Source organism: Actinomyces sp. zg-332, from assembly GCF_011751945.2.
Classification (GTDB): domain Bacteria; phylum Actinomycetota; class Actinomycetes; order Actinomycetales; family Actinomycetaceae; genus ZJ293.
Genome location: NZ_CP064951.1, coordinates 576,115 through 591,276, shown reverse-complemented (window position 1 = coordinate 591,276; position 15,162 = coordinate 576,115). Strand labels below are relative to the sequence as shown.

The 15,162-nt window shown below is 37.0% G+C and carries 12 protein-coding genes and 1 tRNA gene; 4 read left to right on the top strand and 9 right to left on the bottom strand.

The genetic code is table 11. The features are described 5' to 3' along the window. Positions 1-230: 230 nt before the first annotated feature. Positions 231-782, top strand: a complete 552-nt coding sequence (locus tag HCQ94_RS02350; protein WP_166981502.1) for an NADPH-dependent FMN reductase — start codon at positions 231-233, stop codon at positions 780-782. Positions 783-880: 98 nt separating this feature from the next. On the opposite strand, the gene HCQ94_RS02345 is transcribed toward HCQ94_RS02350, so the two are convergent. The 8 genes from HCQ94_RS02345 to HCQ94_RS02310 all read right to left on the bottom strand — a co-directional run bounded on the left by HCQ94_RS02345 (position 881) and on the right by HCQ94_RS02310 (position 9,070). Beyond that, positions 881-1,075 (bottom strand): hypothetical protein, encoded by a 195-nt coding sequence (locus tag HCQ94_RS02345; protein ID WP_166981499.1) that lies wholly within the window; start codon positions 1,073-1,075, stop codon positions 881-883. 159 nt (positions 1,076-1,234) lie between these two features. Beyond that, entirely contained in the window at positions 1,235-2,074 is an 840-nt protein-coding gene (tsf, locus tag HCQ94_RS02340) for a translation elongation factor Ts (RefSeq protein WP_166977282.1), read from the bottom strand. Between the two features lie 20 nt (positions 2,075-2,094). Next, positions 2,095-2,886 carry a 30S ribosomal protein S2 gene (rpsB, locus tag HCQ94_RS02335; RefSeq protein WP_166977280.1) on the bottom strand — a complete coding sequence of 264 codons (792 nt, stop codon included), beginning with the start codon at positions 2,884-2,886 and terminating at the stop codon, positions 2,095-2,097. Between the two features lie 472 nt (positions 2,887-3,358). Beyond that, positions 3,359-3,487 carry a GrpB family protein gene (locus HCQ94_RS02330; protein WP_166981496.1) on the bottom strand — a complete coding sequence of 43 codons (129 nt, stop codon included), beginning with the start codon at positions 3,485-3,487 and terminating at the stop codon, positions 3,359-3,361. Positions 3,488-3,613: 126 nt separating this feature from the next. Beyond that, positions 3,614-3,850 carry a GrpB family protein gene (locus HCQ94_RS06320; protein ID WP_166982206.1) on the bottom strand — a complete coding sequence of 79 codons (237 nt, stop codon included), beginning with the start codon at positions 3,848-3,850 and terminating at the stop codon, positions 3,614-3,616. A gap of 268 nt (positions 3,851-4,118) precedes the next feature. Continuing rightward, positions 4,119-5,573, bottom strand: coding sequence for a 30S ribosomal protein S1 (gene rpsA / locus HCQ94_RS02320; protein ID WP_166977276.1), 1,455 nt, complete (start codon positions 5,571-5,573; stop codon positions 4,119-4,121). 160 nt (positions 5,574-5,733) lie between these two features. Next, on the bottom strand, positions 5,734-8,391 hold the full coding sequence (gene polA, locus HCQ94_RS02315) for a DNA polymerase I (RefSeq protein WP_166981493.1): 2,658 nt from the start codon (positions 8,389-8,391) through the stop codon (positions 5,734-5,736). A gap of 94 nt (positions 8,392-8,485) precedes the next feature. After that, positions 8,486-9,070: an ANTAR domain-containing response regulator gene (locus tag HCQ94_RS02310; protein ID WP_166977272.1), complete on the bottom strand. Its 585-nt coding sequence runs from the start codon at positions 9,068-9,070 to the stop codon at positions 8,486-8,488. Positions 9,071-9,155: 85 nt separating this feature from the next. Here HCQ94_RS02310 and HCQ94_RS02305 point away from each other — a divergent pair. Beyond that, positions 9,156-9,232, top strand: a tRNA-Leu gene (locus HCQ94_RS02305). Between the two features lie 685 nt (positions 9,233-9,917). On the opposite strand, the gene pyk is transcribed toward HCQ94_RS02305, so the two are convergent. Beyond that, positions 9,918-11,348 carry a pyruvate kinase gene (pyk, locus tag HCQ94_RS02300; RefSeq protein ID WP_166981490.1) on the bottom strand — a complete coding sequence of 477 codons (1,431 nt, stop codon included), beginning with the start codon at positions 11,346-11,348 and terminating at the stop codon, positions 9,918-9,920. 309 nt (positions 11,349-11,657) lie between these two features. On the opposite strand from pyk, the gene proC reads away from it, so the two are divergent. Together proC and valS are read left to right on the top strand one after the other, a co-directional pair. Next, complete coding sequence (proC, locus tag HCQ94_RS02295) at positions 11,658-12,479, top strand: pyrroline-5-carboxylate reductase (protein ID WP_166981487.1); 822 nt, start codon at positions 11,658-11,660, stop codon at positions 12,477-12,479. A gap of 42 nt (positions 12,480-12,521) precedes the next feature. After that, positions 12,522-15,152, top strand: a complete 2,631-nt coding sequence (gene valS / locus HCQ94_RS02290; RefSeq protein WP_166981484.1) for a valine--tRNA ligase — start codon at positions 12,522-12,524, stop codon at positions 15,150-15,152. The last annotated feature ends 10 nt before the right edge of the window (positions 15,153-15,162 follow it).

The window sequence follows — 15,162 nt, the reverse complement described above, 5'->3', positions numbered from 1 at the left end:
CATGTTAAGTAACATGTGGTTGTACACTGGTTTTGTGTGCAAGAGCATATGGTTTTTACATGAGAGAATGCACTTTGTCCTATTGTTAGAGTATATAAATTTTACATTTAACATAGATTAACAAAAGTAAAAATACACTTTACTTTATTGGAATAATCCTAGTATAAATATGTTAAAAGTAGATAGAAGATACGATATGAAAACTCATTTTATTCTATTTAAGGGAAAATATGTCAAAAAATATATTATTTGTAAATGGTTCGCTTCGTAAGGAATCTTTTAATCAAAAAGCAATTGATTTTATAAAAAATGAACTAGAAGTATTGGGTTACAGCACAAAACAGGTAGATATTTCTCAACTACCTTTTATTAACCAAGATATCGAGTTTCCAGCACCTGAACCGGTAACACAAATTAGGCAAGAACTAAAGAATTCTGACGGACTATGGATTGTAACTCCTGAGTATAACCACAGTTTGCCTTCAGTTTTGAAGAATTTCTTAGACTGGATTTCTCGCTCACCCGAACAAGGTAAAATGGGTGCTCCTGATTTTATAGTAAACAAAACAACTGCTATAAGTGGCGTTGCTGGTGGCAGTGCCGCTTCATATAGTATTGCTCAGACACTAGATGTGGCAAAGTTTATAAGTTTGTCTCCTATTGATAAAACTGTTGGAATTATTCTTCCAGGTGAAGCTTTTACAACTGGAAAATTTGAATTAAGTGAAGAAAACAAGGTAGCTCTAAAAGAACAAATTGATGAATTTGTGAAAGCTTTATAGAGTTCTTATATTTACAGACTATTATCGGCGTGAAAGTGACTTTAGTTTATTTTCACGCTAACTTTATTTTTATGCTCATCTTACCTTATATGGCAAGATTATAACGGGTTTCTGATTGCTACTGCATAGCCATACACTCTATAGTTTTCAGCTAATTCTACTTCACTAACCCAATATTTAAGACCTCTTGCACGCAAAAGGGCTGTTATATGAAAACTATGATTACTGTATCCGCTTATAACCAATAAGTACATATTCGTTATTATCTCAACGTTATTTCGAATTTTCATCATAAGTAAAAGCCTATGAAATATTATCTCAGTATTACAGTATAAAAAATAAAGTAACAAAATCTAAATATACCTATGGCGTAATTAGTGGCTTAAAAACTTAATAACAAAAGTGGGCGAAGGAAAATCCTCCACCCACTTCAAAGCTAGTATTCGCTTAGATTATGCACCTACACGGAAACGTGCAAATGATTCTAGTGAACCATTAGCTTCTGATACAACCTGACCAACGGATACTTTTGGATCCTTAGCATATGGCTGATCTAGCAAAACGCTTTCCTTGTAGAAACCTGCCATACGGCCTTCAACAATCTTAGCAATTGCTGCTTCTGGCTTGCCTTCTGCACGAGTTGTTTCTTCAAGAGTTGCGCGTTCTTTTTCAACGATTTCTGCTGGAACATCTTCACGACGCAAATATTCTGGTGAATATGCTGCAATGTGCATTGCAACGTCGTGAGCTACTGATTCAGCGTTTGCGTCTGATGCTACCAATACACCTACCTGTGGAGGTAAATCTTTAGATGTGTAGTGTAGGTATGAAGTAACGCGTTCACCTGTTAGACGAACAATACGGCGTACTACAATCTTTTCACCGATAACAGCAGCAATTGAATCAACTAGATCTTGTACTGTGCCTTCGGATACTGGAGCTGCCAATAGTTCTTCAAGTGTTGTTGCTTTTACATCTAAACCTGCTTGCATAACTTTGTTAGCAAATTCAATGAACTTTTCGTTCTTTGCAACGAAGTCTGTTTCAGAGTTTAGTTCAATCATTACGCCAGCTTGTCCAGCTTCTTCGTCAATAATAGAAACTAGAATTAGACCTGCTGTTGCTGCACGACCTTCACGCTTAGCAATACCTTTTAGGCCCTTAACACGAATGATTTCCAAAGCTTTTTCAACGTTACCATCAGCTTCATCTAGAGCTTTTTTAACGTCCATCATGCCTGCGCCTGTTTGTTCGCGCAAAGCTTTAATGTCGGCTGTTGTAAAATTAGCCATTATTTTTCCTTTACTACCGATTATTCAGCTGGTGCTTCTTCAACTTTTGGTTCTTCAGCTGGTGTTTCATCAGCCTTAGCCAATTCACGTTCTACATCTTCTGTTGCTTGTGCTTTCTTAGCGTTGCGTAGCTGCAAACCTTCAGCAACTGCTTCTGTAATTACGTGAGTTAGGATGGAAACAGAACGAATTGCATCGTCGTTACCTGGAATACGGTAGTCAACTTCATCTGGATCGCAGTTAGTGTCTAGAATTGCAACAACTGGGATATTTAGCTTGTGAGCTTCAGAAACAGCCAAGTGTTCTTTCTTAGTGTCAACAATCCATAGAGCAGCAGGAAGTTTAACCATATCACGAATACCACCAAGAGTGCGTGATAGTTTTTCCTGTTCGCGACGCATCAATAGAAGTTCTTTCTTGGTCAAACCAGTTGAAGATGCATCTTCGAAGTCAATCTGTTCTAGTTCCTTTAGACGTTGCAAACGCTTGTGGACAGTTTTGAAGTTTGTCAACATACCACCGAGCCAGCGATGATTTACGTAAGGCATGCCTACGCGAGTTGCTTGTTCAGCAATTGTCTCTTGTGCTTGCTTCTTGGTACCTACGAACAAGATTGTTCCACCACGGCGTACAGTTTCGCGTACAAATTCGTATGCACGGTCAATATCTGCAACTGTTTGCTGTAGGTCGATGATGTAAATGCCGTTGCGTTCTGTCAAGATGAAACGCTTCATCTTTGGGTTCCAACGACGGGTCTGGTGACCAAAGTGAACGCCGCTTTCAAGCAGCTGGCGCATTGTTACGACGGCCATAGCACGTCCTTTCGCATTGCCAGTTTCCCGGAAAATGCATCGGGGGTCTTGATTTTCAAAACCCGAGGTTTACGGTTTACAATACCTATTACTAGGTTCTAATGCCTCAAAAACCACCAAATATCTCTATAAAATATAGAAAACAACCGTGGCAGTCAATCTGACTCAAGGCATGTGAATTAGACTGTTTCGAAAAACAATCATCACTATTTTTCCATATTTATAGTACAAAATCTAATTTTATCGATATATTTCCGTAAAAAGACTGAAAAATCAGTCAAATCCCACAGTAATTACAAAACAACACTACATATAAAACTTTATCTAAAGTAGTGCAATAAAGTTTTTATTTCAAAAATATCTTCTATAAATCTTCAACAAACTAAAAGTAACAAACATATATAAATAGCATACAATATTTTCCATATAAATATTTACTTATTTTCTTTAACATTTTTGCTATATTTACCCACTAAAGCCTACGATTGCATATTTTTACAAATTCTGCCTTACCATCTATATAGGCGTCAATATCATACGAATATTTAGTTGTTAGTTCAGTTTTTAACTTAGAATACTGTGTTTTACCTTTTAACTTCACCGTTACTCAATAGAAAACCTCTAAAAAGCCAACTGGCGGTCAGTGTTTTTCATATAACTACCTAAAAATACGTGAAGATAAAACTGTCTTTCTTTTCCCCTAGCTATAGCTAAAAATCTTCTTCCACTAACTGCGTTTTCCCCAAAGTCTCCATAGCCAAGCAAGATAAATTTTTACTAAAAATATCAACGTTTTTAAACTTTTGCCAACAGCCATTACATATATAATTGATTTAGCAGCAAGCTTTGAAACTGAAGTAGACCCTTGTAATAAATATTTACGTAAGTTTTCACCTAATAACTCTAAAATATGTTTTGATTTATCTGTATATTTTAGTTTCCACTCAAAACTATATTCTTCTATACGTAACTATATATATTTCTTCCCTATTCCTTTAAAAGCCTGACATTTACACCTTATCGCCACTATAAAAACACTCGTACCTAGATGGCAAAATCTATAAGTAATATTTTATTAGTAATATTAAATCCCTAAAATATAGCACTTTTGATAAATACATTTCATACTACCAACACACTTTATGCTTGTCGAAAATGCATTACAACAAAATAAATACATTAAAACAAAATGGTGGATACCCCTAAAGGATATCCACCATAAAAGCTAATAATTAGTTGTTAGCCAATTTCTCACGCAAAGCTGACAAAGCTTCATCAGTTGCTAGTGTACCTTCTTCAGCAACAGCTTCAGCTGGTGCTTCTTCAGCAGGTGCTTCTTCAACTGGAGCTTGTGCTGCTTCTTCAGCATCAGCTTCTTTTGCTGCAGAAACTTGTGCTTTGTGTGCTTCCCAGCGAGCATGTGCACGAGCATATTCAGCTTCCCATGCTTCACGCTGAGCTTCAAAGCCTTCCATCCATTCGTTTGTTTCTGGATCGAAACCTTCTGGATACTTATAGTTACCTTCTGCATCATATTCAATTGGCATACCATAAGCTACTGGATCAAATTCTTCAGTAGCTGTGTCTACGCCTTCATTAGCTTGCTTTAGTGACAATGAAATACGACGACGTTCTAGGTCAATATCAATAACCTTAACGAATACTTCATCACCTACGTTTGCAACCTGTTCAGGAACTTCAACGTGACGAACAGCTAGTTCTGAAATGTGAACTAGACCTTCGATACCATCTTCAACGCGTACAAATACACCAAATGGAACAAGTTTTGTAATGTTACCTGGAACAACCTGACCGATTGCGTGTGTACGTGCGAATGTCTGCCATGGATCTTCCTGTGTAGCCTTTAGTGACAATGAAACGCGTTCGCGATCCATATCAACATCTAGAACTTCAACAGTTACTTCCTGACCAACTTCAACAATTTCGTTTGGATGATCAATGTGCTTCCATGATAGTTCGGATACGTGGACTAGACCGTCTACGCCACCCAAATCAACGAATGCACCAAAGTTTACAATTGAGGAAACAACACCAGAACGAACCTGTCCCTTTTGTAGTGTTTCCAAGAAGTGTGAACGGACTTCGGACTGTGTGTGTTCTAGCCATGCACGGCGAGATAGAACAACGTTGTTACGGTTCTTATCTAGCTCAATAATCTTAGCTTCGATTTCACGACCAATGTATGGCTGTAGATCGCGTACACGACGCATTTCTACCAATGAGGCTGGCAAGAAACCACGCAAACCGATGTCTAGGATCAAACCACCCTTAACAACTTCGATGACTGTACCTGTGACGACACCATCAGCTTCTTTAACTTTTTCAATGTCACCCCATGCACGTTCGTACTGTGCACGTTTCTTGGATAGTAGAAGACGACCTTCTTTGTCTTCTTTCTGCAAGACAAGAGCTTCAACCTGATCGCCAACCTTTACAACATCCTCTGGGTCAACGTCATGTTTGATTGACAATTCACGAGATAGGATTACACCCTCTGTCTTGTAACCGATATCAAGTAGAACCTCGTCACGGTCAACCTTAACGATAGTACCTTCAACGATGTCACCGTCGTTGAAATATTTGATTGTTTCATCAATAGCAGCAATTAAATCTTCTTTTGTGCCGATATCATTTACGGCAATAATGCCGTCATTATTGGTGGTCATTAAATAAAACCCCAGAATAAATAGTAGGAACAATTACATTTGTATATAAAGCATGGCAAAACCTCACCATAAAAATATACAAACCTAAATATATAACTTAAAGCCAATAAAAACAACTAATTTACGGCATAAAATCCTATTTTATTCAAAGTGTTCAGCTTTAGTGAGCTGCCTCACGCCAATTATTTCCAAATCCAATACCGACTTCCAGAGGAACGCTCAAAGAAGTAGCATTACCCATAGCTTGTCTAACTAGGATTTCCAGACTTTCACGTTCACCTTCATATACATCAAATATGAGTTCATCATGAATTTGCAAAAGCATCTTAGACTTCATCTTGTTTTCTTCTAAAGCCTTACTAATATTGACCATAGCTATTTTTATAATATCTGCAGCACTACCCTGAATCGGAGCGTTTAATGCTGCACGTCTAGCTGCCTCACGACTACTATAACTACCAGAGTCCAAATCAGTTATATAACGTTTACGTCCAAAAATTGTGGTAGTGAAACCATTCTCACTAGCAAACTTAACCTGCTCATTCAAGAAATCTCTAACTTTTCCAAAACGTTCAAAGTATCTGTCAATTAAGTCACGAGCCTGTCCAACCCCAATAGCTAGCTGGCGACTCAAACCATAAGGACTTAGCCCATAAACAAGACCATAGCTTACCGCTTTAACGTGAGAACGTTGTACATCGGTTACAGCTTCCTTAGGAACTCCATAAACAATAGAAGCAGCAACTTTATGCAAGTCTTCCCCATTTTTAAAAGCGGTAATAAGAGTTTCATCTTCACTCAAATGCGCCATTATTCTCATCTCGATCTGAGAATAGTCAGCAGTCATAAGTCCTTCATATTTATTTGATCGAATAAATACTTCACGAATTTTATTTCCATCATCTGTACGTGAAGGGATGTTCTGCAAATTTGGATTCACTGAAGACAAACGACCTGTAGCTGTTCCATGCTGTTGGAAAGTAGTATGTATACGTCCGTCCTGTTCGTTGATATGTTTCATCAAAGTTTTAACTATTTGATGTAGCTTAATGACATTCCTGTGTTCTAGTACAGCTCCCAAAAATTCATGTCCTGTTTGAATATACAAATCCATCAATGCTTCAGCATTAGTAGTATAACCATTCCTAGTTTTTTTAGTATATGGCATCTTTAACTCATCGAATAGCACACCTTGGAGTTGCTTCGGACTGGACAAGTTGATTTCATGTCCAATAGATTCAAAAGCTTGTCTCTTGGCAAATTCAACTCGTTGATTGAACTCTTTTTCTAGTTCTTCGAGCCTGTACTCATCTATTGCAATTCCAACTCTTTCCATGTCAAAAAGCACATTAGATGTAGGCAACTCAATATCTTCATAAGTTGCATATAAATCACGCTCTACAAGTTTTTCTACAAGCACTTTCTCCAACGATAAAATCGCACATGATAAATCCATAATTTGGCTATCATTTTCAAACTCTGAGAATAAATCTTCTGGTTCTTCAGTATTAGAAATATCGTATCCCAAATGAGAAAATATAAGCTCTTCTAAAATATATTTACTTCTATCGGGATCTAATATATAAGACTGCAGCATTACATCTTGAACATTGTTTATGTCAGTAATTCCATGAGTGTAAAAACTTTGTAAGCAACCCTTGTAATCAAAAAAGACTTTCGACACTTTAGGATTACTCAACAAATTCACAAAAGTAGTAAAACCATCTTTATTTAAATCAAAGTCAAGTTTTGCACACTGCAAACCTGTAGATATATAAACTCTAGATAAGTATGGGTTTTCTACATTCGTATTACCAGTTATCCAGATACCATACTTATCAGATGAATTATTATCAAGCCATTTACTAAATTCTTCATCAGTTACACATGTCTGCCCTTGCGCTTTTGGAATAGACTTACGAGCTTTACCCTTTGTAGGAAATATATCTAAAATCTTTTCCTTCAAACGATTAGAAGAAATAGATGACAAAAATGCCAAAGTCTTTTCTTCATCCATACCTTCAATACGTAAATCTTCCATAGAAATATCTAGCGGCACGGTATCTAATAAAGTATTTAATCTACGATTTCTTCTAACTAACTCAACATTATCTGGCAAATTACGAGTATAACGTCCACTTAGTTCATGCAAGTTTTCAAATATAGCGTCCAAAGAGCCATATTTTTGTACCAATCCCAAAGCAGTTTTGAGCCCAAGTCCTGGAACACCTGGTAAATTATCTGCCTTTTCACCAGTAAGTGCAGCTAAATCAGAATACAAATGAGGAGGTACCCCGAAATCTTTCTCAACAGATTCTGGTGTATATACTAAAGGAACTCTATGCCCTATCTTCGGATAACGTAGAGTAACATTTTTGTTAACAAGCTGTAGTGCATCCCTATCTCCAGAGAAAATAGTTACTTTATCACCGTTGTCCACAGCCATCTTAGCCAAAGTAGCCACGATATCATCAGCTTCATAGTTTTCTTTCCAAAACCACTTTATATTCATTGCATCAAGCAACTCTTGTATAAGGGCTATTTGTCCTTTGAATTCTTCAGGTGTAGGCTTACGTCCTTCTTTATAGTCAGGATACTCATCCTTACGGAAAGTTTTCTTAGAATAGTCAAATGCCACAGCTAAATACCGAGGAGATTCAGACTGCATTAGTAACAATAAACTGTTGAAGAAACCATAAACAGCATTAGTATACTGACCTGATGGTAGTTGAAAATTGTCAGGTTTTATACCATAAAATGATCTAAAAGCCATTGAATGCCCATCAATTACTAATAAAGTTTCTTTATCTTTAGACATATTTTCCTATCGGTAGTAAACCTGACATTATTTACGTATCTAATTTATAACACACTATTATCCAAATAAATTAGATTTATCCAAAGTAATATTATCAATCAGATAACTGATTTATAACAGCATCTGCTACTTCATGCATAGATAGACGCTTGTCCATAGAAACTTTCTGTATCCAACGGAAAGACTCTGGTTCGCTAAGTCCCATTTTTTCCATCAAAATACCCTTAGCTCTATCAACCTTTTTGCGTGTCTCAAAGCGCATACTCAAATCTGATATTTCTTGTTCCAGTGAAGCGATTTCAGCATAACGACTCAAAGCTATTTCAATAGCTGGTAGTAAGTCAGCTTGAGTAAAAGGTTTCACAACATACGCCATTGCTCCAGCATCTTTTGCACGCTCAACTAGTTCAGTTTGAGAAAAAGCGGTTAACATTACCACAGCACAAGATATCTCCTTTAATATCCTTTCAGCTACAGTAACACCATCGATACCTGGCATTTTCACATCTAGTACACATAAATCTGGTTCTAATTCTAGAGCTTTTTGTACAGCAGATTCTCCGTCACCAACTTCGGCTACTACTTCAAAACCTGCTTCTATTAGAGTTTCGACTATATCTAAGCGTATGAGAGCTTCGTCTTCAGCGACCAGCACCCTTCTACCTGTTTTTTCCAACATTTTAACTCACTATAAAATTTCTGATAAAAATATCTTTGACATTTCGACAATATAAATATAATATATAAATCGTTGTTTTGGTATTGCCTCGGTAGCCCAACTGGCAGAGGCGGTCGGCTCAAACCCGGCTTGTTGTGGGTTCGAATCCCACCCGAGGTACCATTTTTTCTTCCAAAGACTTACTAAGGTCTTTGGAAGTTTTTATTTAATATAACTAATACAAAATCGCGTTTTATTGCCGGAAATACAATAGTTCTTCACCAGCTATAGCTTTTTATTATTCTAAAAAATTTTTAAAATAAACTACAAATAATTAATAAAGTAAATAAAGATTTTATTTCCCGCACTACCTATAAATTTTTTTAAAAATATTAATGATTTATAAGTTTATAACTTTTATATCATCATACAGATGTACTTGAAAATAGGATAAAGATATTTACAAAACAAAATGTAAAGCACCGAGTAAAAAGTTGGCTGAATCTATTTGAGAGTATTTACTTTACCAAAATATACAATTATTATCCTCAAGCAATACAAACACAGTATACAAATGAACATTTAATTAGTAGAAAATAGTCAGCGTTCATACTCTAAAAACACTAAAACTATGCCGTTAAATGTAGTGGCACAAATCACACGTATAAAATACCTATAAAAATTCAAGATTATAAACTCTCGATGTACATTAAATACGAGTATTTAGAACATTTACAGGTCAAAATACGATATAAAAGGAACAAAATATAACTTCCATAAAAGATAGTCATACCAGTTCACAAATAAATATCACAAATTTTACGAGAATCTATACATAAAAGTCACAAAACAATCACGAAATAGGTAATTATTTATGGGACAAATACCCAGTATCCCCTATCGTATGGATAATAACTGAATTAATCGAGCCACTAATTCCTGCAGGCATACCCGCTAATATAACGATTTTATCCCCACGATCAACTAATCCTATAGATGACAAAAATTCGTCAGCCACTTGAACCATATCATCGGTATTATCAGCTTGCTCAATAATATAGGAAGTCATTCCCCACGTAAGAGCTAACTTATTTCTAGTACTTTCAAGAGGAGTCAAAGCAATCATCGGTATAAAAGTACGCAAACATGCCAAACGATTAGCGGTATCGCCAGACTGAGTAAAAGTCACCAAATACCTAGCATCCAAACTGTTACCAATTGCTGTAGCTGCACGCGCTAAAATACCTCCCTGATTTTGGCATATAGCACTCAGTTCAGCTATATTTACACCCTCAGTCTGCTCAGTTGTCTCAATAATGCGACTCATAGTAGATACAGACTCGATAGGATATTTACCAACTGAAGTCTCCCCAGAAAGCATTACTCCATCAGCACCATCCAAAATAGCATTAGCGCAGTCAGAGGCTTCAGCACGAGTTGGACGAGGACTGTGAATCATAGAATCCAAAACTTGAGTTGCAACAATAACAGGTTTTGCCATTTGACGAGCAATAGCTATAGCTCTTTTTTGAATCATAGGAACAGATTCCAAAGACATCTCAACACCTAAGTCCCCACGTGCAACCATTATTCCATCAAAGGTCTCGACAATTCCTTGTAATTTATCAACTGCTTGAGGTTTTTCAATCTTAGCTATTACTGGTAAAAATACACCCTTTTGGGTCATAATTTCGTGCACATCTTCAATATCATCAGCACTACGCACAAAAGATAAAGCCACAAAATCTGCCCCGATATCTATTGCCCAAGCTAAGTCTTCCCTATCTTTTTCACTCAAAGCAGGAACATTTACAGCCACACCCGGCAAATTTATTCCCTTATGATCAGATACATATCCACCAATAATTACTTCACATACAACATCTGTATCAGTAACATTTTTAACACGCAAAGAAACGTTACCATCATCAATCAAAATAGTGTCACCTACACGGCAATCTTCTGGTAAAGATTTAAAAGTAGTACCACAAATTTGATTATTACCCTCAACGTCAAGAGTAGTAATAGTAAAAGAAGTACCTGGTTCAAGCCAAACTTTTTCATCAGTAAAAGTTTCTAAACGTATCTTAGGTCCTTGCAAATCAACAAGTATAGCTACTGGTTTACCACATTGGCGTGCAGCAGTTCTCACATTTTTAATCATAGCTTCTTGTTCAGCAGCACTACCATGGCTACGGTTAATTCTTGCCACATCCATACCAGCATCAACTAATGCCTGAATATGCTCTAATGTAGATGTTGCTGGACCCAGCGTACAAACAATTTTTGATTTACGCATAAGAACTTCCAATACTTTTACGACAAAACATCACTGATAAAATCTTCAAATAAACAATACTACAAGTATACCCCTTTAAAATATCTAAAGCTAAATGCTAAGATAATACGAAATAAGAAAATCTGAATAATTTGGGTAAAAATTGTAATAAATAATAATCAAATTGTTTATATAATGTGAACAAAAATATACATTTTCCCAAACATCTGCAAAATACACAGTAAAAATATGTGACTATATCGAAAAAAATTTATAGAATTAATCCTTAGTGTAAAATTTTATAAAATGTAATTATATTTATGAAGAAGAATGGTAAAGATGAAAATAGGATTTATTGGGTGCGGAGCATTATGCACATCAATCATAACTGGTCTTTTAAATAGAAATTACATATCTTCCAGCCAAATTTACATTACTACAAGCAATCCAGAAAATACAGAAATAAAAGCCAAAGAGCTAAGTGTAAATGCTTGTAAAACTAATACAGAACTAGCTGAAAAATGTGATCTAGTGATTCTTGGCACAAAGCCTTTTGCAATCACACACGTAGTCTCAGAAATCGCACAGACTCTAAAATCAAGACAACCCGTAGTTGTATCAGTAGCTGCTGGCACTAGCATAAATAAAATTTATAGCGCAGCTTGTGGATACCCATTAATACGAGTAATGCCAAACATTGGAGCTAAAGTCGCATCTTCTACTACAGGAATATTCCCTTCTGAAAACACTACACCTACACAATTAGAAACTGTTAAAGAACTATTTGAACAAGTAGGTAGCGTAGTCGTATTAAAAAGCGAAACACAGTTTTCTCCTTTTGTAGGAATAGCGGGTTCTTCTCCTGCTTTTACATTCATGTTCATTGAAGCAATGGCAAAAGCTGCTACTAAATACGGTATAGATAAAAAAACAGCAATACAAATTGCGACTAATGCAGTAAAAGGAGCAGCAACACTAGCTGAACACGATGTGCAAAATGGCTCTAGCATGGGTTCACTAATTGATGAGCTATGTACTGCTGGAGGTACAACAATCGAAGGAATACTAGCTGCTGAAGAATATGGCTTATCAAATGCTATTATAAAAGCTGTGTCAGCAACAACAGAAAAAGACCAGATTCTAAATAAGTAAAAATATACTTCGCAAATTATGAGAAGAAAGAGAAAAGAAAGAATGTCCACATTAGATTTACCTGAAAAAGCAAGCCTAGATAATCTAGAAGATAAATGGGGCGAGAGCTGGGAAAAAGAACAAGTTTACTCTTTTGACAAAACAGCTACTCGTGAGCAAGTATACTCTATTGACACTCCTCCACCTTCAATATCTGGTAGTTTGCACGTTGGACACGTCTTTTCTTACACTCATACAGACACAGTTGCACGATACAAGAGAATGACTGGCAAAAAAGTATTTTACCCAATAGGCTGGGATGATAACGGTTTGCCAACAGAACGTCGTGTACAAAACTATTACGGTGTACGATGCGATCCATCACTACCTTACGACCCAGATTTCAAACCAAAATTCGAAGGTGGCGAAGGAAAATCAATCAAAGCAGCAGACCAGACACCAATTTCACGTAAAAACTTCATTGAACTATGCGAAAAGCTAACTGAAGAGGACGAACAGCAATTCGAACAGCTCTGGAGAAAACTAGGTCTATCAATCGACTGGTCTCAAACTTATAGAACAATTGGTTCAAAAGCACAAAAAGTAGCACAGGCATCTTTCTTGAATAACTTAGAACGTGGTGAAGCATATTTAGATTATGCACCAGGTCTATGGGATATAACTTTCCAAACAGCAGTAGCACAGGCTGAGCTGGAATCTCGAGACTACCCGGGTCACTACCACAAGCTAGCTTTCCACCTAGAAAATGGTCAAGATGTTGTTATTGAAACAACACGCCCAGAACTACTACCAGCTTGCTGTGTCTTGGTAGCTCACCCAACTGATGAACGTTTCGAACACTTATTTGGAAAAACAGTTAAATCACCACTCTTTGACGTAGAAATTCCTGTTCTAGCACACCCAGCAGCTGAAAAAGACAAAGGTGCTGGTATCGCTATGTGCTGTACATTTGGTGATATAACAGACGTACAGTGGTGGCGTGAACTATCTCTACCTATCCGTTCTATCATTGGTAAAGACGGCCGTATTGTTAGCGACTTACCAGCATGGCTAGAAACAGAAAAAGCAAAAGAGCTATATTTGCAAATCGCTGGTAAAACAACATTCTCAGCTCGTGAAATAATAGTAAATGCTCTACGTGAATCTGGTGAAATGATTGGTGAACCAGAAAAAACAATGCGTAAAACTAACTTCTTTGAAAGAGGCGATAAACCACTTGAAATCGTAACTTCACGTCAGTGGTACATTCGTAACGGCGGTAAAGCTTTCACTCAGCTAAATAAAGAAAAACCACTAAACGAAGAACTATTAGCTCGTGGTAAAGAACTAAACTTCCACCCAGATTTCATGAGAGTGCGCTACGAAAACTGGATTAACGGTTTAAACTCTGACTGGTTGATTTCACGTCAACGTTTCTTCGGTGTGCCTATCCCAATTTGGTACGAAGTAAATGAAGATGGCGAAACTGATTACTCAAAGATTATTACACCATCACTTGATCAACTTCCAATTGACCCAACAACAGATGTACCTAACGGATATGCCGAAAGCCAACGTGGTAAAGCCGGTGGTTTTGTTGGTGAAATAGACATTATGGACACTTGGGCAACATCTTCACTTACACCACAAATCGCATCAGGATACTTGCATGATGAAGACCTATTCAAACGAGTATTCCCTATGGACGTTCGCCCACAAGGTCAAGATATTATTCGTACTTGGCTATTTACAACACTTTTGCGTTCACACCTAGAGTTCGATGAATTGCCATGGAAAAATGCTGCAATATCAGGCTGGATTTTAGACCCTGACCGCAAAAAGATGTCAAAGTCTAAAGGAAACGTAGTTACTCCTCTGCCTCTAATTGAAAAACACGGTGCAGATGCTGTGCGCTACTGGGCAGGATGTGCAAGACTAGGAACAGACGCATCTTTCGACGAAGGACAGATGAAAATTGGCCGTCGCTTAGCTATCAAGCTTTTGAATGCCTCAAGATTTGCTTTCTCTATGCAAGAAAACGGGTTAGTAAACGATCCAAGTCTAATTACTGAAGATATAGACAAGGCACTTATTGCTACTTTGCTAAAAGTCATTGAAGAAGCAACAAAAGCCTTTGAAGAATACAACCATGCACGTGCTTTAGAGGTAACTGAAACGTTCTTCTGGACACTATGTGATGACTACATTGAATTGGTAAAGACCAGAGCTTATGGAGATAATGCTTTATTCGACGAAAAAGCACAAAAATCAGCTCATGCAGCACTATCAATTGTCATCGATAATGTTCTACGACTACTAGCTCCATTCTTACCATACGCAACTGAAGAAGTTTGGTCATGGTATAACGAAGGTTCAATTCACGTTGCTAAATGGCCATGTGGATGCGGCCTAAAAGAAATTGCTGGCGATACTGCTCTACTTGATCTAGCAAGTCAGACACTTGCAGTTCTACGTAAAGTAAAGTCAGAACAAAAAGTATCACAGAAAACTCCTTATGAAAGTGTAACAATACAAGTTAACAAAGCAGATGAAGAACTAGTTGTAAAAGTTGTAAATGACTTGCAATTGGCTGCAAATATTCAAGGTGATTTGCAACTAGAAACAGCTGATACTCAAACACCAGTTGTTTCTGATTACAAACTAGGTGAACCTCCTGCAAAGGTAAAAAAGTAAAAGATGAGCG